The 19199-nt window shown below is 72.9% G+C and carries 16 protein-coding genes; 8 read left to right on the top strand and 8 right to left on the bottom strand.

Annotated features, from left to right (window positions below; translation table 11 throughout):
• Positions 1 to 118: 118 nt before the first annotated feature.
• The 4 genes from Apa02nite_RS34750 to Apa02nite_RS34735 all read right to left on the bottom strand — a co-directional run bounded on the left by Apa02nite_RS34750 (position 119) and on the right by Apa02nite_RS34735 (position 4471).
• Positions 119 to 1105 (bottom strand): polysaccharide deacetylase family protein, encoded by a 987-nt coding sequence (locus Apa02nite_RS34750; RefSeq protein WP_203828850.1) that lies wholly within the window; start codon positions 1103 to 1105, stop codon positions 119 to 121.
• A 13-nt stretch (positions 1106 to 1118) separates the two neighbouring features.
• On the bottom strand, positions 1119 to 2093 hold the full coding sequence (locus Apa02nite_RS34745; protein WP_239164756.1) for a glycoside hydrolase family 11 protein: 975 nt from the start codon (positions 2091 to 2093) through the stop codon (positions 1119 to 1121).
• 193 nt (positions 2094 to 2286) lie between these two features.
• Positions 2287 to 3750 (bottom strand): cryptochrome/photolyase family protein, encoded by a 1464-nt coding sequence (locus tag Apa02nite_RS34740; RefSeq protein ID WP_203828849.1) that lies wholly within the window; start codon positions 3748 to 3750, stop codon positions 2287 to 2289.
• Between the two features lie 160 nt (positions 3751 to 3910).
• Positions 3911 to 4471 (bottom strand): TetR/AcrR family transcriptional regulator, encoded by a 561-nt coding sequence (locus Apa02nite_RS34735; protein ID WP_203828848.1) that lies wholly within the window; start codon positions 4469 to 4471, stop codon positions 3911 to 3913.
• Positions 4472 to 4627: 156 nt separating this feature from the next.
• On the opposite strand from Apa02nite_RS34735, the gene Apa02nite_RS34730 reads away from it, so the two are divergent.
• On the top strand, positions 4628 to 5515 hold the full coding sequence (locus Apa02nite_RS34730; protein ID WP_203828847.1) for an SDR family oxidoreductase: 888 nt from the start codon (positions 4628 to 4630) through the stop codon (positions 5513 to 5515).
• Here the strand turns inward: Apa02nite_RS34730 and Apa02nite_RS34725 are convergent.
• Together Apa02nite_RS34725 and Apa02nite_RS34720 are read right to left on the bottom strand one after the other, a co-directional pair.
• Positions 5497 to 8232 carry an AAA family ATPase gene (locus Apa02nite_RS34725; RefSeq protein ID WP_203828846.1) on the bottom strand — a complete coding sequence of 912 codons (2736 nt, stop codon included), beginning with the start codon at positions 8230 to 8232 and terminating at the stop codon, positions 5497 to 5499. The genes Apa02nite_RS34730 and Apa02nite_RS34725 overlap by 19 nt on opposite strands.
• A 75-nt stretch (positions 8233 to 8307) precedes the next feature.
• Positions 8308 to 11088, bottom strand: a complete 2781-nt coding sequence (locus Apa02nite_RS34720) for a helix-turn-helix transcriptional regulator (protein WP_203828845.1) — start codon at positions 11086 to 11088, stop codon at positions 8308 to 8310.
• A gap of 133 nt (positions 11089 to 11221) precedes the next feature.
• Between Apa02nite_RS34720 and Apa02nite_RS34715 the strand changes: the two genes are divergently transcribed.
• Genes Apa02nite_RS34715 through Apa02nite_RS34700 form a run of 4 tightly spaced genes read left to right on the top strand, consistent with a single transcriptional unit; the run spans position 11222 to position 14251 of the window.
• Positions 11222 to 12019, top strand: coding sequence for an alpha/beta hydrolase (locus Apa02nite_RS34715; protein ID WP_067685345.1), 798 nt, complete (start codon positions 11222 to 11224; stop codon positions 12017 to 12019).
• A 26-nt stretch (positions 12020 to 12045) separates the two neighbouring features.
• Positions 12046 to 12834 carry an SDR family NAD(P)-dependent oxidoreductase gene (locus Apa02nite_RS34710; protein WP_203828844.1) on the top strand — a complete coding sequence of 263 codons (789 nt, stop codon included), beginning with the start codon at positions 12046 to 12048 and terminating at the stop codon, positions 12832 to 12834.
• A complete protein-coding gene (locus Apa02nite_RS34705) occupies positions 12831 to 13796 on the top strand; it encodes an alpha/beta fold hydrolase (protein WP_203828843.1) in 966 nt (321 codons plus the stop codon). Before Apa02nite_RS34710 ends, Apa02nite_RS34705 begins: the two co-directional genes overlap by 4 nt.
• Positions 13793 to 14251, top strand: coding sequence for a cupin domain-containing protein (locus Apa02nite_RS34700; RefSeq protein WP_203828842.1), 459 nt, complete (start codon positions 13793 to 13795; stop codon positions 14249 to 14251). The genes Apa02nite_RS34705 and Apa02nite_RS34700 overlap by 4 nt, the downstream gene beginning before the upstream one ends.
• A 55-nt stretch (positions 14252 to 14306) precedes the next feature.
• Here the strand turns inward: Apa02nite_RS34700 and Apa02nite_RS34695 are convergent, their stop codons facing one another.
• Positions 14307 to 15431: a hypothetical protein gene (locus Apa02nite_RS34695; RefSeq protein WP_203828841.1), complete on the bottom strand. Its 1125-nt coding sequence runs from the start codon at positions 15429 to 15431 to the stop codon at positions 14307 to 14309.
• Positions 15432 to 15624: 193 nt separating this feature from the next.
• On the opposite strand from Apa02nite_RS34695, the gene Apa02nite_RS34690 reads away from it, so the two are divergent.
• From Apa02nite_RS34690 to Apa02nite_RS34680, 3 genes are all read left to right on the top strand, one after another.
• The gene (locus tag Apa02nite_RS34690; RefSeq protein WP_203828840.1) at positions 15625 to 15921 is read left to right on the top strand and encodes a hypothetical protein; all 297 of its coding nucleotides are present in this window, start codon (positions 15625 to 15627) and stop codon (positions 15919 to 15921) included.
• 151 nt (positions 15922 to 16072) lie between these two features.
• Positions 16073 to 16324, top strand: a complete 252-nt coding sequence (locus Apa02nite_RS34685; RefSeq protein ID WP_203828839.1) for a hypothetical protein — start codon at positions 16073 to 16075, stop codon at positions 16322 to 16324.
• 62 nt (positions 16325 to 16386) lie between these two features.
• Positions 16387 to 17463: a hypothetical protein gene (locus Apa02nite_RS34680; RefSeq protein WP_203828838.1), complete on the top strand. Its 1077-nt coding sequence runs from the start codon at positions 16387 to 16389 to the stop codon at positions 17461 to 17463.
• Here the strand turns inward: Apa02nite_RS34680 and Apa02nite_RS34675 are convergent.
• On the bottom strand, positions 17387 to 19192 hold the full coding sequence (locus Apa02nite_RS34675) for a sensor histidine kinase (RefSeq protein WP_203828837.1): 1806 nt from the start codon (positions 19190 to 19192) through the stop codon (positions 17387 to 17389). The two genes, Apa02nite_RS34680 and Apa02nite_RS34675, sit on opposite strands and share 77 nt — an antisense overlap.
• Positions 19193 to 19199: the final 7 nt, after the last annotated feature.

Below are 19199 nucleotides of genomic sequence, written 5' to 3'. Positions count from 1 at the left end.
CTCAACACCCCTGAGACACCCCTGACGACCAGCCGAGGCCGTGACCGCTCCGGGCCGTGGCGTACCGCATGGGGGTGAAGCGGCGCGGCGCCCTTGCCGGGACGCCGCGCCGGGAGAGTTATGCCGTTGCGCAGGTGGCCGACGGCCAGGTCCAGTTGCCGTTGGTTTGGATCGTCACGCCGAAGGTGTTGCCGCTGCCGTTGGGTTTGGCGACCATCTGCTGGGCGCTGGGCCAGGTGGCGGCGGTGTTCCAGGTGGCGATGACCTTTGCCGGGGACGGGATGTTCAGGGTGACCGTCCAGCTGCTCGAGCCCGTCACCGCCACGCTGAGGTTGTAGCGGTCGCTCCACTGCTGACCCGCGGAGATGGTGGCCGTGCAGCTGCCGGACTGCGGCGGGGTGGTCGGTGAGGTGGGCGGGGTCGTGGTGCCGCCACCGCCGTCGGGGGCGACGGCCCGGCCGGTGGACGGGGAGATCATGCCGCTGCAGAGGCCGCGGGCGGCCAGGCCCTGGGCGATCCGCGGTACGGCGGCGACCGTGTTGGCCGGCCAGTCGTGCATCAGGATGACCTGGCCGTTGGTGAGCCGGCCGGCCGCCGCGACGATCGCGTCGGTGCTGGCGTTGTTCCAGTCCTGCGAGTCGACGTCCCAGATGATCTCGGTGAGGCCGTACTTCTGCTCGACCGCCTTCAGGGTCGCGTTCGTCTCGCCGTAGGGCGGCCGGAACAGTTTCGGGGTGCCGCCGCCGGCGTTCGCGATGGCCGTCTGGGTCCGGGAGATCTCGGAGTCCATGGTGGCCTGGCTCTGCTGGGTCAGGTGCGGGTGGGTGTAACTGTGGTTGGCCACCCACATCCCCGCGTCGACCTGGGCCCGGACCAGGCCGGGGTTCGCGGCGGCGTACTGGCCCTGGTTGAACATGGTGGCCCGCAGGCCGTTGGCGCGCAGGGTGTTGAGCAGGTTCTGGGTGTTGCCGGCGGTGGGGCCGTCGTCGTAGGTGAGGCCGACGTAGCCGCTGCACGCGGCGGCCTGCGACGGGGTGGCGTTCATGGTCACGGCGATACCGGCCGCGGCGGCCACGATGGCGGCCAGGGAGGCTGCGATGCGCATCTGACGTTCCTCTCTAGCTCGCGCTGCACGAGACGCTGGGCCAGGTCCACGTGCCGTTGGCCTGGATGGTGACGCCGAAGGTGTTGCCGCTGCCGTTCGGCTTGGCGACCATCTGCTGGGCGGAGGGCCAGGTCGCGGCGGTGTTCCAGGTGGAGAGGACCTTCTCCGAGCCGGGCAGGTTGAGGGTCACCGTCCAGTTGCTGGAGCCGGTCACCGCGACGTTGAGGTTGTACCTGTCGCTCCACTGCTGCCCGGCCGAGAGGGTGGCCGTGCAGCCGCCGGACTGCGGCGGCGCGGTGGTGGTGCCGGTGGTGGGCGTGGTGGTGCCGCCGATGGTGATGTTGGAGTTGCCGGAGCTCTGGTAACCCTCGGTCGCCAGGATCATGTAGTTGAAGGTGCCGAGGTTCATGCCCTTGCTCGCCCAGGCGTCGAAGTGGTTGCCGCTGGTGATGGTGCCGCCGGTGCGCTTCTGCTGGCGGACGCTCCAGTACTGGTAGAACGTCGAGTTGTTGCCCTCGATCGACGGGGCGTTGACCCGCTGGGTGCGGTAGATGTCGTACGTGCCGCCGTCGCTGGTCACGGTGCCCATGAACGTGCCGGTGGGCCGGTAGGTGCCCCAGTTGTCGACGATGTAGTACTCGATCAGCGGGCCGGTGGTCCAGCCGTAGAGCGTCAGGTACGCGTTGCCGGACGGGTTGAACGAGCCGGAGTACGTGACCGCGCGGCGCCCGCCGGTGCTCCAGCCCTTGCCGGCGACGAAGTTGTTGATGCCGCTCCACTGGGTGCTGTACTGGCCGCCGGCGCCCATGGTCATCGAGACGTTGCCGCTGTCCTTCCAGAACGAGAAGTAGTACCCGTTGTTGGTGCCGGTCTGGTTGGTGGTCACGGTGGTGTCCGCGCGGGCCGGGGCGGCCATGACGGTGGCAACGAGGGCCAGGACCGCCGCGCAGGCGGCGCTGAAGAGCAACCGGACGCGATTTCTGGGCATGGTGATCAGACCTCCCGGGTGGGGGATTTCGGGCGGGTTTTCAATCGACGCCTACTGATGTGTCGACTGCCGCAGTATTGGCCCGGGCTCGCGCTGGTGTCAACAACTTCCGGATACATACCGGAAACATGATCGAACGTCTTACCTGCTGAATTCGATTGTTACGGGCCCACGCCGGAAGCTGGCGCTGAACTTACGGAGCATTACTCCGAAAGTTTCGGGCGTTCTCCTGCTCCAGCAGGGCGTCCAGGTCGCTGAGCCGGCGCAGCCCCTGCAGCGGCTGGCGCATCCGGTGGTTGCCGGTCAGGGCCGCCTCGTTGCGGGCCAGGAAGCTCCAGTACCCGGCGGTGAACGGGCAGGCGTCGTCGCCGACCCGGACCTTCGGGTCGTAGCGGCAGCCGCCGCAGTAGTCGCTCATCCGGTGCAGGTAGGCGCCACCGGCCGCGTACGGCTTGCTGCTCATCCGGCCGCCGTCGGCGTACTGGCTCATCCCGACCACGTTCGCGGTCATCACCCACTCGTAGCCGTCGACGAAGCTGCGGTGGAACCAGTCGGCGACCGCGCCGGGCCGCCAGCCGCGCTGCATCGCGTAGTTGCCGAGCACCATCAGCCGCGGGATGTGGTGCACCCAGCCCCGGTCACGGACCCCGGCGAGCACGTCGGACAGGCAGCGCGCCTCGACCGCGTCCGCGTCCAGCTCGGCGAACCATTTCGGCAGCTGCTTGCGGGCGTGCAACTCGTTGACCGCGCGGTACTCCGGTTCGAAGTACCAGTACAGGTGCCAGACGAAGTCGCGCCAGCCGAGGATCTGCCGGATGAACCCCTCCACCGAGGACAGCGGCGCGGCGCCCTCCCGGTACGCCTGCTCGGCACGTTCGATCACTTCCCGGGGGTCCAGGAGCCCGAGATTGATCGCCGGGCTGAGCAGACTGTGCGCCATCAGCGGGTCGCCGGCCAGCATCGCGTCCTCGTGCGGGCCGAAGACCGGCAGCCGGTGCGTGACGAAGTGCCGCAGCCGGGCCAGCGCCTCCGTGCGGGTCGCCGGGAACAGCCGCGGGCCGTCGTTGCCGACGAACGTGATGCCGTCCTCGCGTTCCCACCGGTCCAGGTCGGCGCGGACCTGCTCGTCGATCTCGTCCTCGACGATCGCCGGTGGCGCCGGCACGTCCAGCCGCTGCACGCCGCGCGGCGGCGGTTCCCGGTTGTCGGCGTCCAGGTTCCACCGGCCACCGGCCGGCTCGGCGCCGTCCATCAGCACGTCGTGGTGGCGCCGGGCATACCGGTAGAAGTCCTCGAGCCGCAGGTGGTCACGGCCGTTCGCCCAGCTCACGAACTCGTCCGGGGTCGTGACGAAGCCCCGCGGCGGCAGCATCTCGACGCCCGGCAGCCGCCGGACCAGACCGCGGGCGGCCCGGGAGGTCGGATGGCAGACGGTGAGCGGTTCGTTCACCGCTGCGGCGTACGTCTCGGCGCGCACCAGGCGCACGTCCCCCTGCTGGGCCCGGTGCCGCAGCGCGGAGAGCACCAGGTGCGCCTTCTGCCGGTGGAAGGCGCGGCGCCGGAACACCGCCGTGGACTCGACGAGCAGCACCGGCTGCCCGGGCGTGTCCAGGAAGTGCGGCCCGAGTTGGTCGGCGAACAGCCAGCGACGCGTCATACCGCCCATACTCCCGCATCTCGGGCCGGCGACGGCGCGTGGCGAGCGCCCACGGTGATGAAAAGCGGCGAGACCACCAAGGGCGCCCGGCTGGTCTCCAGGGGTATTGAAACGGATGCGAGACACCCCCGGGAACCAGCCGGGAACCGCACCATCACGACTACCGAGGGTGGATGCCCTGCAGGGCCAGCCGGAGCAGGCGGGCGGCTTCCCCGGCCGGGTCCGGGCCGCTCTCGGTGGCCAGCGACACCGCGTTGACCAGGGTCAGCAGGTCGATCGCGGTCAGGTCGGCGCGCACCGTCCCGGCCGTCTGCGCCGCGGCCACCAGGTCACCGCCGGCCGCGAGCAGCATCACCTCGCACGAACTGTCGACCGGTGCGGTCGCGCCGGCCAGCAGCGACGAGGCCAGCCCCCGGGTGGTGGCGCCGAAGACCGCCACCGCGATCAGCCAGTCCACCAGCGCCCGGCCCGGTTCGCCCTGCCCGGCGAGCAGCCGCGCCTGCGCGCAGAACTCCTCGACCCGGTCGTGGAAGACCGCCTGCAAGAGCGCGTACCGGCTCGGGAAGTGCCGGTGCAGGGTGGCCGATCCGACGCCGGCCCGGCGGGCGATCTCCTCGAGCGAGGCGTCCGCGCCGGAGCGGGCGATCTCGGCCTGGGCGGCGGCGACGATCTGCTCGTAGTTGCGGCGGGCGTCGGCCCGCCGGGGTCGTTCGGCTTCCACCGGCCTGGCGCCTCCAGATCTGGGGTGTCCCTCCAGATCCTAGTCAGCACCAAACGGGGTGGTCCACCACTTCTCGTTGACAAGTGGGGGACCCCTCCATATATCGTCGCTCGGACAAGCGGGGTGCCACCCCGTTTCTACCGACAGGAGATCCCGATGAGTGACAGCACCGTTCTGGTCACCGGCACCAGCACCGGCTTCGGGCGGCTGACCGTCGAAGCCCTGGCCCGCCGCGGTCACCAGGTCTTCGCCGGGCTGCGCGACGTGACCGGGCGCAACGAGCGGGCCGCCGCCGAGCTGACCGCGCTCGCCGGGGCGCAGGGCCTGCGGCTGCGGGTCGTCGAGATCGACGTGACCGATCAGGACTCGGTCGAGCGGGCCGTCCGGGAGGTGACCGAGGCGGCCGGCCGGCTCGACGTGGTGGTGAACAACGCCGGGATGAACTTCGCCGGGCCGGTCGAGGCGTACACCGCGGCGGAGGCGCACCGGCAGTTCGACGTGAACACGCTCGGCGCGCTGCGGGTGAACAACGCCGCGTTGCCCTACCTGCGGGCGCAGGGTCACGGCGCGCTGATCCAGGTCGGTTCGCTCGCGGGCTGGCTGACCCCGCCGTTCAACGGCCTGTACGCGGCGAGCAAGGCCGCCCTGCGCAGCCTCACTGAGGCGTGGCACCACGAGCTCGCCCCGTACGGCATCGAGGCGGTCATCCTGGACGCCGCGGCGTACCCGACGAACATCGGCGTCAACGCGGCGATGCCCGCCGACCACCAGCGGATGGCGCTCTACGGCGAGACGATGACCCGCTTCGTCACCGACCTGGTCGCCCGCACCACGGCCGCCGCCGCGACGATCGGCGAGGCGAGCCAGGTCAGTGACGCGCTGGTCGCACTCGTCGAGACCCCGCACGGCAAGCGGCCGCTGCAGACGCTCGTCGCGCCGCCGGCCCAGTACGCCGCGGTGCACGCGCTGCAGGAGCAGGCGAACGCGGCCGCCCGGATCGTCGCGGACGACATGGGCATCGGCGCCTACCTGGCGGCCCGCTGAGCGGCGAGAACCGTGGCCAGCCGGCGGCGCGACGTGATCGCGAGTTTCCGGAAGACCTTGGTCAGGTGGTACTCGACCGTCGACGTGCTCAGGAACAGCCGGGCGGCGATCTCACCGTTGGTGGCGCCGGCCGCGGCCAGGCTCGCGACCTGCTTCTCCTGCGGGGTGAGGTCGCGGGTGGCCTGCTCGTCGCGTTTGCGGGCCCGCTCGCCGGTCGCCAGCAGCTCCACCCGGGCGCGTTCGGCGAACGCCGCGGCGCCCATCCGGGTGAACATCTCGTAGGCGGTGCGCAGCTCGGCGCGGGCGTCGGCGCGCCGGCGACGGCGGCGCAGCCACTCGCCGAACAGCAGGTGGGTGCGGGCCTGTTCGGTGACGATGGTGGTCCGGGCCAGCAGGTCCGCCGACTCGCGGTAGAGGTCCTCGGCCTGCTCGTCGTCGGCCATCAGCGCCCGGCAGCGGGCGAGCAGGCCCAGCGCCCAGGGGGTGCCGCTGGCCTGGGCGCGTTCCTCCATCCGGGTGAGCGCGGCCTTCGCGGCCGGGTCGTCGCCGCCGCGCACACCGGCCTCGACGATCTCGTGCAGCGACCGGGTGGCGACGCCGGGCTTGTCCCGGTCGAACGCGGGCAGCAGCAGGGCCAGCGCCTCCTGGTGCCGGCCGAGGCTGATCTCCAGGACGGCGAGGGAGTTCTGCACGTAGTCGTCGAAGCCGAGGCCCGCGGCGGCGACCGCCCGGGTCTCGGCCTCGCGGCCGCTCCAGGCGAGCAGCTCGATCCGCTGGATGCCGCCGCGGTGCGGCTGGCCGACCACGTCGGAGAGTTCGTCGAGTTCGTCCTGGAGGGCCGCGGCCGCGTCGAAACGGCCGGCGCGCAGCTCCCAGGTGGCGCCGGCGACCAGCGTGGTGCGCAGGTTGCCGAGGGCGCCGTTGTCCCGGTCATGTTTCTCGAGCCGGCGCCACACCCGGCGGCCGCCGTCCTCGTCCCACACGTCCTCGGCGGCGAACATGCTGATCACGGCGAGCGGCAGGCACTCCTCGGCCAGGCTGTCGCCGTCGCTGCTCAGCGCGGCCAGCGCGGCACGCATCAGCGGCACGGCCGGCCGGTAGCCGACCGCGATGCGCGTCGTGTAGCCGTACAGGAAAAGATCGGCGTAGCCGTAGGAGAAATCATCGGTCCGGGTGGAGGCGGGCGAATCCTGCACCGCGCGGGCCAGGGCCGGCAGGGTGAGGGTGGCGTCGCGGTCGTCGGTGAACAGCACGGCCTGCAGCGCATCGAACATCATGGTCCGGGCCAGGCCGGCGTCGACCGCGGCGATCGACCCGGCCGCGTCCAGCAGGATCGTGGCGGCGCCGGTGAACCGGCCGGTGTACATCTCGGCGATCGCCCGGGTCTGCCGGGCGATCGCCCGCGGCACCGGCTGGTCGAGTCCGTGCTCGGCCCGGTCCAGCATCGGGCCGACCGAGGCCGGGTCGCCGAGCACCAGGTGGGCGTGTGCCGCCGCGACCAGGCGCGCGGCCCGGGCCCGGGGGTCCGGGGAGAGGTCGGCGGCGCGGCTCAGGAACGCGGCCCGCTCGGCGTGACCGCCACGGGCCCGGGCCCGGTCGGCGGCCCGGTCGAGCTCCGCGGCGACCTGCTCGTCGAGCCCGATGGTGGCTTCCGCCCGGTGCCACGCGTGGCGGTCGCGGTCGAACACCGGATCGCAGACGGCGGCCAGGGCGGCGTGCGCGAGGCGCCGGTCGGCCGGGTCGGCGCCGCGGTAGACCGCTGAGCGGATCAGCGGGTGCCGGAAGTCCAGGGCCGGGGTGAGGATGCCCGCGGTCAGGGCCGGGTCGGCCATCGCGGCGGCGATGCCGAGGTGCCCGGCGGCCCGCCAGAGCAGCGACGGGTCCTCCGGCGGGGTGGCCGAGACGAGCAGCAGCAGGGTACGGGTCTCGGCCGGCAGCCGGCCGACCTGCCGCAGGAAGTGGGTCTCCAGGAACGTGCCGACCGGCAGCGGGCTGGGCAGCGGGGTGATGCCGGTCAGCTGCTCCGCGGTGAGCGCGTGCGCGAGTTCGATGAGCGCCAGGGGGTTGCCGCCGGTGCCGGCCACGATCCGCGCGGCGACCGCGCCGTCGAGGTGCCCGGTGATGCTCGTCGACAGCAGGCTCTCCGCGTCGTCGTCGGGCAGCCCGGCCACGGTCAGCGCCGGCAGCCCGTCGACCAGGGCCTGCCCGTGCGGGCGGGTCGCGAAGACCAGCCCGATCGCCTCGGCGTGCAGGCGGCGGGCGACGAACGCCAGCACCTCGGCCGACTCCCGGTCCAGCCACTGCGCGTCGTCGACCGCGCAGAGCAGCGGCTGCGGCGCGGCGGCGTCGGCGAGCAGGGTGAGCGCGGCCATCCCGGCGAGGTAGCGGTCCGGCGCGACGCCGGCCAGCCGGCCGAACGCGGTGTGCAACGCGTCGCGCTGCGGCGCGGGCAGCTCGTCGATGCGGGGCAGCCAGGGGCGCAGCAGGCGGTGCAGGGCCGCGAAGCCGAGCCGCATCTCCGACTCGACCCCGGCGATCCGGACGGTGTGGACGTCCGGGCAGCCGGCCGCGACCTGGTCGAGCAGGCTGGTCTTGCCGGTGCCGGGCTCGCCGACCAGCACCAGCGTGCCGCTGCGTCCCTCCCGGACACCGGCCAGCAGGTCGGCCAGCACCTGCCGTTCCCGGTGACGGCCGATGAACGGCGCCGTTCGTTCCATGTCGCACCGACCCCCATGTTCCGCCTCAGGTCAAGGGGACCATCCGGGCGGCACTGGGGGCCCTAGGGCCGGACCCTAAGCGTCCGACCCGGGGTCCGGTCCGCGCAGCGCGTCGGCGAGCAGCCGCCGGGACGAGATGCCGAGCTTGGCGTAGATGTTGGACAGGTGGTACTCGACGGTCTTCTGGCTGACGTAGAGCTCCGCGGCGGCTTCCTGGTTGGTGCGCCCGCTCGCGATGACGTACGCCACCGACGTCTCCCGTTCGGTGAGCGTCGGCCGGCCACCGGGATCGTTCTCGGACGCGGTCAGCCCGCTCGCGGCCAGGTCGGCCGCGCACCGCTGGCGGAACGGCTCGGCCAGCAGCGCACCGAAGCGCCGGTGCGCGTGGTGCAGCCAGGTCGCCGCGTCCCGCCGCGACGTGGCGCCGGTGGCCAGCAGCAGCTTGCCGTGCGCGTGTTCCAGCATCGCCCGGTGCAGCGGCGCGGTGCCCGCGTCCACCTCGACCGCGAGGGCCTGCTGATAGATCTCCACGGCGTCCAGGGGGTGGTTCCGGGCCTCGGCCAGCCGGCCGGCCAGCCGGGCCACCACGTCGCGCAGATAGCCGGTGCCGTCGTGCCGGGCGCGCAGGTCACGCAGCGCGGCCGCAGCGTCGTTCAGCTGATCAGTTCCGGTCAGGGCTTCGACGAGCATCGACTGCTGCCACAGCCAGAACGGCTGGTACCGCAGGCGGTAGCCGCCGCTGTCGTCGAGCAGCGGCCGCAGCGCGTCCAGCATGCCGGGATGGTCGGCGCGCGCCTGCGCCATGGTCGCCGCGGCCAGCGACGAGTAGACGGTCTCCGGGGCGGAGCCGAGCACCTGCACCAGGTCGCCCAGCTCGCCGAGGCGCCGCTGGGCACGCTCCCAGTCGCCACGGCCGGCGTCGACGCAGACCATCGCAAACCGGGCCGCCGACTCGAAGGCCAGCAGCTCCTGGGCCTGCGCCACGGCGAGGGCCCGTTCGGCGGCGGACTCGCTCTCGTCCCACTCGCCGGTCAGGTACTGCACGACGGCCTGCAGCGCGAGGGTCGCCGGGCCGAGCTTGGACGCGGCGCCCTGCCGGTCGCGCAGCGCGGTGGTCGACAGGTCGGCGAGCGCCGACGGGAGATCGCCCAGGAACAGCCGCATGACGCCGCGGGTCGCCAGGGTGTCCAGGGTGTCGTTGCGCGCCGCGGTGCTCGACGCCGGCAGGTGGGTGAGGTCGCCGAGCGCGGCGCGCGGGCCCTCGTGCCACATCCGGCCGGTCGCCTGCAGCGCCCGGATCAGGTCGACGGTGGCCGGATCGAGACCGCCGATCGTCAGCGTGCGCCGGGCGATCTCGGTCGCCTCGCCGCCCCGGCCGGTCCAGATCATCATCTGGGCCAGGAACGTGCCGGCCAGCGCGGCCACCCAGCCGTTCTCCGGCACCGGCCGGGCCTGGTCCCAGGCCTGGGTCAGGTGCGCCTCGGCGGCCGGCAACCGGCCCGACGTCAGGTCCATGATCCCGAGGACGCAGCTGCGCAGCGCGCCCGGCGAACAGTCCTCGACCTGCTGGCGCAGCTGCGGGATGCCGGTCGGCTGCTGGGTGCGCAGCGTCTGGGCGCACGAGGCGAGCAGCCGGCGTTCCCGGTCGGTGCGGGCCGCGGACAGCGACGACGCCCAGCCCAGGCGGGTGGCGGCCACCGCGCTGCGCCCGCTGGCGGCCTCCGCCATCCCGGAGCGTTCCAGGTCGGCGGCGAGGTGTTCGTCGGTGGTGGTGGCCGCCGCGACCCGGTGTGCCCAGCTCGCGGCCGCGTCGACGAGCTCGGCCGCGGCGGCGTGCAGGGTCCGGCGCCGGTCCGGGGCGAGCGTGTCGTAGATCGCGTCCCGGTGCAGGGCGTGCACCAACGCGACCGGGCTCTCCGGTTCGGTGGGCGACCACTGGACGAGGCCGGCGGTCAGGGCCGGGCCGAGGGCGCGGGCCGGGTCCGGGACTCCGGCGAGCCGCCCGGCCGCGGCCAGCGGGGCCCGGGTGTCCAGCACCGCCATCGCCTCCAGCAGCTCGCGCGACTCGGCCGGCAGGTGGTCGAGCTGCGCCCGCAGGCCGGTCAGCAGCGAGCGGGGCACCGGCCAGCGTTCCAGCACCCCGTCGCGCAGCACGTCGGCGGGCACCTCGGCGAGCACGGTGCGGACGTGCAGCGGGTGGCCGCGGGTGTATTCGTACAGCCGCTCGCTCAGGGCCGGCGCCAGGGCGCCGTCGACCAGGGCGTTCGCGAACTGTGCGACTTCGCTGTCGTCAAGACCGCCAAGATCAACCTTTATCGCTCGATCGGTGGAGCGCAACAGCCGGTCCACCGTCTCGGCGGCCGCCCCGCCGTCCGGCCGGGTGACCAGCACGGTGAGCACCCGGTCGGCCCACAGCCGGCGCAGCACGAACCCCAGCACCTGGATCGACTGCCGATCGGCCCACTGCAGGTCGTCCACGATCACCGCGACCGGGGCACCGCGCTGCTGCAGCGCGCCCAGCAGGAGCAGCAACTGCCCGCCGAGCACGTGCGGACCGGTCTCGGCGGCCGGCGCGGTCAGCTCCGGGAACTCCCGCAGGGCGGCCGGACCGGCGCGACGGGCCAGTTGCTCGATCACGCCGTACGGAAGATCGGTCTCTGCGGGGTCACCGGTGGCCCAGAGGACCGTGAAGTCGTCGAGGGACGCGGCGCTGCGGCGCACCAGCGAGGTCTTGCCGATCCCGGCCTCGCCCTCGACCACGGCCAGCCAGGACGCACCGGCCCGGACCTGGTCGGCGCAGTCGCGCAGCCGTGCGGTATCCCGTAACCTGCCGACGAAAAGGTCACCACTCGTCAAGATCGCTCCTTGGCGTCGCGGCAGCCGCCGTCGCACGACTCTAGAAATCCCCCAGTGACCGGCGCAAGCCAGAAACCCGGACTGTGGTCTTTCCCTGATTCGAAGCCATCCGGCCCGGTGATGTGCTGCGGGCATGACGACACCTACCCCGATCGTTTTCATCCACGGGCTGTGGCTGCACGCCACCTCGTGGAACCCGTGGATCGACCTGTTCACCGCGGAGGGCTACGCGCCGATCGCGCCCGGCTGGCCCGGTGACCCGGACTCGGTGGCCGAGGCCCGGGAGAACCCGGAGAGCATCGCCGACCACGGCATCGACGACGTCGTCGAGCACTTCGCCGGGATCATCAAGACGCTCGACTCGGCGCCGATCCTGATCGGTCACTCGTTCGGCGGCATGATCGCGCAGAAGCTGCTCGGGCAGGACCTGGCCCGCGCCGCCGTCGCGATCGACGCCGCGCAGATCAAGGGCGTGCTGCCGCTGCCGCTCTCCGCGCTGCGCGCCACCCTGCCGGTGTTCAAGAACCCGGCGAACAAGCACCGCGCGGTGTCGCTGACCGCCGAGCAGTTCCGGTTCGCGTTCGGCAACGCGATCCCGGAGGCCGAGTCGGACGCGCTGTTCGAGCAGTGGACCATCCCGGCGCCGGGCAAGCCGCTGTTCGAGGCGGCCGCCGCGAACTTCAGCCCGCACTCCCCCGCGAAGGTCGACACCGGCAACCAGTCGCGCGGCCCGCTGCTGCTGATGACCGGCGGCAAGGACCACACCGTGCCCGAGGCGGTGGTGCGGGCGACGCTCAAGCAGTACCGGCACTCCGAGGCGGTCACCGACATCACCGAGTTCCCGGACAAGGGCCACTCGCTGACCATCGACAACGGGTGGCGCGAGGTCGCGGACACCGCTCTGACGTGGTTGCGCGCCCAGGCGCTCTGAGTTCGTACACCTGAGGGGGTTTGGTTATGGATCTTGGTCTGTCCGGTAAGAGCGTGATCGTCACCGGGGCGAGCCGGGGCATCGGCCTGGCCGTCACGCGCGCCCTGGTCGAGGAGGGTGCGTCAGTGGTCGCGGTCTCCAAGGGTGGCTCGGTCGAGCTGAAGGCCCTCGAGGAGACCGGGAAGGTGCGCGCGGTCGCGGCGGACCTCACCGACCCGCACGGCGCCACCGAGGTCGTCGAGGGGGCGATCGCGGCGTTCGGGCGTCTGGACGTGCTGGTCAACAACGTCGGCGCGGTCCAGCCACGGCTCGGCGGGTTCCTGTCGGTCACCGACGACGAGTGGCACACCACGCTGACCATCAACCTGCTGTCCGCGGTCCGGATGACCCGGGCCGCGCTCCCCCGCCTGATCGAGGGCGGCGGCGGCAGCATCGTCACGGTCAGTTCGGTCAACGCCGTGCTGCCCGACCCGCTGGTGCTCGACTACAGCGCCGCCAAGGCCGCGCTGTCCAGCCTGTCCAAGTCGCTGTCCAAGGAGTTCGGGCCGTCCGGCGTGCGGGTCAACACGGTCAGCCCCGGACCGGTCTCGACCGCGCTGTGGCTGGGTGAGGGCGGTGTCGCCGCGACCATCGCGAAGGCCACCGGCGGTGACCCGGCCGCCATCGCGGAGCAGGCCGCCGGCGGCGCGGTGACCGGTCGATTCACCACCCCCGACGAGGTCGCCGACCTGGTCGTCTTCCTGGCCGGCGACCGGGCCGCGAACGTCACCGGCGCCGACTTCACCATCGACGGCGGCCTGGTGACCACCCTGTGAAGCTGGTCCTGGCCGCGATCACCGCCGCCGTCGCCTTCCTCGTCCCGGCTTCCTCCGCTGCTTCCGTCGCTCCCTCCGCCTCCGCGGTGGAGGAGATCCCGGCCGGGTTCAGCGAGCACACGACGCAGGTCGGCGCGGTCGGCATCCACTACGTGATCGGCGGGCACGGGCCGACCCTGGTCCTGATCCACGGCTACCCGCAGACCTGGTACGAGTGGCACCACATCATGCCGGCCCTGGCCGAGCACTACACGGTCATCGCCCCCGACCTGCGCGGCGCCGGCGGCAGTGACGCCCCGGCGACCGGCTACGACAAGAAGACCCTGGCCGCGGACCTGCACGGGCTGCTCACCCAGCTCGGCCGGACCTCCAACGTCCGGATCGTCGGGCACGACATCGGCACCATGGTCGCCTACGCGTACGCCGCCGCGCACCGCGCCGACGTGACCAAGCTCGTGCTCAGCGAGGCACCGATCCCCGACCCGGGCATCTACGACTTCCCGTCGCTGACCAAGGACGGGCCCGGCGCCTGGCACTTCGGCTTCTTCGCGCTCACCAACGGCATGCCGGAGCAGCTGATCCAGGGCCGCGAGCAGCTGTGGACCGACAAGTTCATCGACAACCTCGAGGTCAAGAAGGGCTCGGTGACCCCGGCCGAGGTCGCGGTGTTCGCCAGGCACCTGAGCGAACCCGGCCATCTGGCCGCGAACCTCGCCTGGTTCCGCACGTTTCCGCAGGACATGACGGACAACGCCCGCAACCAGAAGATCAAGCTCACCATGCCGGTGCTCGCGATCGGCGCGTCCGGCAGCCTCGGGCCACTGGTCGGCGAGAAGGCCAAGGAATACGCCCGGCACGTCACGCCGGTCACGGTGGCCGACTCCGGCCACTGGATCTACGAAGAACACCCGGCTGAGATGACCAGCCTGCTCCTCACGTTCCTGAAAGGTAACAAAAAATGACCGCATTCCCGGAGACCGGGTCCCCGTTCTGGTTCCTCGGCGGGCAGGCCAAGGTGCTCGTGCCCGGCAAGGTGACCGGCGGCAGCCTGTCGGTCATCGAGTTCACCGACTCCGCGGGCCACGCCCCGCCGATGCACGTCCACGAGGGCGAGGAAGAGGTCTGGATCGTCCTGGACGGCAAGATCCGCTTCTTCGTCGGCGACGAGAAGTTCGACCTGGAGCCGGGTCAGGCCGCTTACGGGCCGCGGGGTGTGGCGCACAGCTATCTGGTGCGCAGCGAGACGGCGCGGCTGGCCGCGGTGTTCGCTCCCGGGCAGGTCGAGGAGTGGTTCACCAGCAACAGTTCGCCGGTCTCCAGCGTGGACGAGGCGCCGGCGTCGTTCGACATCGGGGCGATCCTGGCGTCCGCGGACGCGTTCAAGGTCCGGGTCGCGGGCCCGCCGCCGACTGAGTGATGTTTTTGGGCCGGTCCTCGCCTTGGGGCGAGGACCGGCCTTCGCTTCACCCCGGTCAGAGCAGGCGGCTGCGGTCCTTCGCCGCCCGGGTGCGGACCGCCTCGCGGAACGCCTCGTTCGCGCCGGCGCCCGCGCCCTCGTCCTCCTTGAAGTCGGTGTAGAGCAGCTGGCAGCCGTGGATCCCGATCAGCAGGTCCTCCAGCAGATCGCGGGCCGGGCGCGACGGGTCCAGCGGCGTCATCCGCACCGGCTCCCCGGCCAGCACTCCGGGCTCCACATCGTCGTCATCGTCATCGTCGTCGTCGAGGTCCGGCTCGTCGGCTTCCTCGTACCGGCCCTCGCCACCGGCGAAGATGACCGTCCCCGGTGCCAGCCCCTCGGCGATCAGCATCGCGTCGCCGACCAGGTCGACGACCAGCTGATGTGGTGAGCCACCGGCCGCGAACAGCTCCAGTACCACCGTCGGCGTCCGGTACGGCAACGACTCCAGGTCGTCTGCGGCCACCACGACCTGCTCGGCCGGGATGCCGGTCAGGTCGGCGGTCACGTCCGCCGCCGCCTTGAGCCAGTGCGCCGCCGCCACCGCCGCGGCGGTCGGTTCGAGCTCGCGGAACAGCTCACTGCCACCGAGCGGATCCTTGTCGAGCACCGCGTCGGCCGCGGCCACCTGCGCCGGGCTGGCATCGGTACGGCTCAGCGTCACCGCCTGCACCGCCCGGCCGGTCAGGTCACCGAGCTCGGCCCGCTCGACGGCGTCCCGCTCCGCGTCCACGTCCGCCACGACCGCCTGCGACAGGGCCTCGTCGCCGATCGTGTGCAGGGCCCGGCCGACGCGGTTCGCGTACTCCTGGACCGGGTCGTACTCGACGACCAGGTAACCGTCGCCGTCGACCAGGTGCGGGGCGCGGATCGCGTCGGCGACCGTACCGAAACTGTCCCGGCTCTGCTGCCGGCGCCAGCCCTCGGTGTGCGGCTCGGTGCTCGCGGCCGCGCTGGCCGGATGGGTGTAGCAGCGCCACAGCGTGTCCGCCAGGCCGGACAGCTGCGCGGCCAGATCGAGCCGGTGCAGCCTCGGCGCGGACTCCGGGATCGCCGCGACGACCGCCGCGAGGTGCCCGTGACCGGCGGCCCAGGTCCGGATCAGGACGTTGCCGTCGTCGTCGACCGCGTAGTTGCTCACCAGCTCATCCCCCATGTGCCTGTAACACCGGAACCGAACACTACGTCAGCGCCTCCGGGCGGGGGTTTTCCCCACCCGTACTCCGGGGGTGGATCGAGTGCGGTCCGGGGGACTGCTCGATCGCGCCGGAGCTGCGGAAACGGAAACATTGGTCCTGTCAGCAAGGCCCGCACGGCAGACAGGGACAGAGATCATGTGGAACAGCTCGCACTGCTCGCCCGGCGACAACACCCCGTCCAGCGACACCAGCTCGCACGCCTCGCACGCCTCGTATGGCGACGACGCCTCACACGCCTCGTATGGCGACAACGGCTCGCACGGCGACAACAGCTCGTATGGCGACAACACCGACTACGACTACACCCGCTGGGAGTCGACCAGCAGCCACCAGCAGAACCAGTCGTGGGACGACCACTCGCAGAGCTCCTTCGAGCACCAGGAATACACCAGCGTCCACTTCGAGCACCACACCTTCACCGGCTGCAGCTGACCGCTCTCGGTCGGCGCCGGGGGTTATCCCTACCTCGGGCCGGGGGAGCTCCCCGGCCGGATCCGGGGGTCTCCTCGGTCGCGCCGCGGCGGTCAAGACGGAAGCATTGTTCCCATCGGCAAGGCCCCCCACCAGGTAAAGGACAACGACCATGTGGCAGAGCACGCACCACTCCGACAGCCGTCACCAGAGCGATGACAACAACCACGACAGCGGGAGCTCCGGGCACGACCGCAACCACTGGGACGACAACGACCACCACAACCGCCACAACCGCCACGACGACCACCGGTGGAACCACGACTCGCACGGCCACCACGGCGGTCACCACGACCACCACGGCCACCACGAGCACCACGACCACTCCGGTCACCACGACTCGCACCACTACTTCCAGCACTGACGGCACCCGACCGGTGGCCGCCGCCCGGCGGCCACCGGACCCAGCACGCGGAGGTGAGCCCGATGACCGTCACGACCGAGCAGACCGACCTGCGGGAGCTCGTCCACCTGGTCCGCCAGGGCGCCGAGGCCAACGAGCGACCCGACCTGGTCCGCCGGATGCACACCGCCGCCGGCGAGTTGGCCGTCACCCACCCGGCGCAGGGCGCTCCGGTCGCCGCCACCGTGGTGCAGGCCCTGCAGTCGCTCGAGGTCGACCTCCGCAACCGGCGGGCCGGGCTGTGCGACCCGGGGCGGTCCGCCCGGCTCGCGGCCGAGGCACGCCACGCCGAGACCCGGCTGCGCCGGTTCCGGGAGAGCACCGCGAGGTGGCCCCGCACGCTCGGCGACGCGCTGGGCGCGGCCGATTCAGACCTGGAGTACGCCGTTCAGCGGCGGTTGCGCTCCCTGCTCGACGAGGGCACCGCGCTGATCGAGCGGGCCGAGCCCGGCCTGGACCTCGACGGCTGGCTCCGCGCCCGGTTCGCCACCGAGACCGAGGCCTGCGAGGAGGCGCTGCGGTCGGCGGCCGCCCGGGTCGCCGCCTCGCTCGAGGTCCCGGTCCCGGTGCCACCGGTGTGGCTCGCGCCGCTGGACGAGCCCCGGCCCCGCCCGGCCCCCGCCGGCCGTCAGCCGCTGGCCGGCCGGATGCTCGGCATCGTCATGCCCACCTACGGCGGCATGATGATCGCCCTGGTCCTCCCCAAGATCCTCGGACTCCGGCTGCCGCTCTGGCTGATCGTGACGGCGGCCGTCACCGGCGCGTTCGCGATGGGCGGCGCCGCGATCGCCGGCGAACGCCAGCGCCAGCGGAGCCGGCGCGCCGCGGAGACCACCAGCGGCCTGCGCGCCACGGTCGACGACTTCCGGATGGCCCTCAGCAAGCGCATGCGCGACGGCGTCCGCTCCCTGGAGCAGCACCTGCGCACCGCCGCCGACGCGGCGGTCACCGCCCGCACCCGGCAGCTCACCTCCACCGCCGACGCGGCCCGGCGAGCCGCCGACGACAGCACCGACCAGGAACTCAGGGCGATCGACGCGGACCTGGAGTCGATCCGGGATCTGCAGGTCCAGGCCCTGCGCTTCCTCCGGAGTGCCTGAGCATGAGGTGCTCACAGGTCCGGACCACGGTCGCCGCGACCAGCCGCACACTTCCGGAGGTGCCGGGGTGCGAGGCCCGGGTCCGCCAGACCGCGAGAGCTCGTGCCGCGGCCTCGGCGACCTGGGCCCGGCCGGCGTCCGCGGCGAGCCCGAGCCGGGTCCGCGGATCCGCACCGCTCTCCCCGAGCAGCCGAGCCGCCATCTCGACCTCGTCCGGCGCGCCGGGATCGGTGGTGCCCGCCGAGCGCAGGGCGTCGATCGCGGTCACCTCGGCCCACTCCCGGCTGCTCGAGCGGATCCGGTCCAGCCGGTGCAGCAGGTGCGGGCCGTTGCCCGGGGGCGGCTCACTGCGGACCAGCTGGTCGAGGGCCCGCAGCGCCGACCACGCGGCGAGGATCGCGGCCCGGCGGGCCGCCGGCTCGTCCAGCCCGGCGCGCAGCTCCCGGATCCGTTCCACGGCCGGGTCGTCGCCGTAGGCGGCCGCCGCCGCCTGGATCGCCTCGCGTACCGCGGTGACCAGCGAGTCGTCGTCGGCCTGCCCGCCGGGCAGCGGGACCCAGCCGTCCACCCGGGTGCCCGCGCCCGGTGCGGACCGCACCGCCACCAGGCCACCCACCGCGGTCACCCGGGCCATCACGTTGCGCATGCCCCGGCCCGGTGAGCCGGCGCTCGCGGTCATGTCCCAGCCCGGCCCGTCGTCGTGAACGCCGAACGCCAGGCGATCCCGGCCGCACGTCAGGCTGAGCCGGATCGGCGCGCCCGGGGCGTGCTTGCGGGCGTTGTTCACGGCTTCCAGGCAGCAAAACCAGACCGCCGACTCCAGTTCGACCGGGAAGCGGCGGCCGGCGTCCATCCCGGCGGCGGTGATCGGCACCCCGGTGCCCAGCTCCGACTCCAGCGCCGCGACCAGGCCGCGCCGCGCCAGCACCGGCGAGGTCACGCCCCGGGCGGTGCGCGCCAGGATCGCCTCGGCGTCGTCGATCTGGCCGGTGACCCGGTCGAGCGCGGTCTCCGCGTCCGCCCGGCCGCCCTTGGTGAGTTTGTGCTCGGCCAGCCCGAGCGCGAGCCGCAGCGAGACCAGGTGGTGCTGGGCCCCGTCGTGCAGGTCCCGTTCGATGCGGCGGCGTTCGGCGTCCATCTCGGCGACCAGCCGCCGGCGCGATCCGGCGATGTCCGCGGCATGCGCCCGGACGGCCCGCAGCTCGCGCTCCAGGGCGATGCCCAGCCGGTGCGCCTCGAAGACCGGGCCGAGGCTGTCGGCGACGTCCTCGACCAGCCGCCGCCGGTGGACGTCCGGGCCGGCCGCGGCCGCCCGGTCCACCGCGATCGAGCCCAGCTGCTCCGCCCCGCGCACCACCGGCAGCGAGACCAGGGTTTCCCCGGTGTCACCGGCCGGCCAGACGTAGGTGCGGTCCGGCAGATCCGGCCGGTGCACGGTCAGCCGGCACACCCGGGCGCCCAGTCCGCGTCCGACCGCCTCGGCGACCCGGGCCAGGTCGGGGGCGTCCGCCGTGCTCGTCCACGACAGCGTCCCGATCCCGGCCAGCACGCTGTAGGGCGTCGGCCGCCGCCCGTGCAGCAGCCGCTCGGCCCTGACCAGGGCCGGATGCAGCAGCAGAGCGACCGGCGCCGCGGCGATCGGCACGGCCAGCCCCGCGGGCAGCCGGTCGAGCAGCAGGCGCAGCACCAGGAACACGCCGCCGCCGAGCACGGCGACCGGAAGGATCACCACTGCC

Origin of the sequence: Actinoplanes palleronii, assembly GCF_016862315.1 — a bacterium.
Classification (GTDB): Bacteria; Actinomycetota; Actinomycetes; order Mycobacteriales; family Micromonosporaceae; genus Actinoplanes; species Actinoplanes palleronii.
This window is presented reverse-complemented; position numbering and strand designations above follow the sequence as displayed.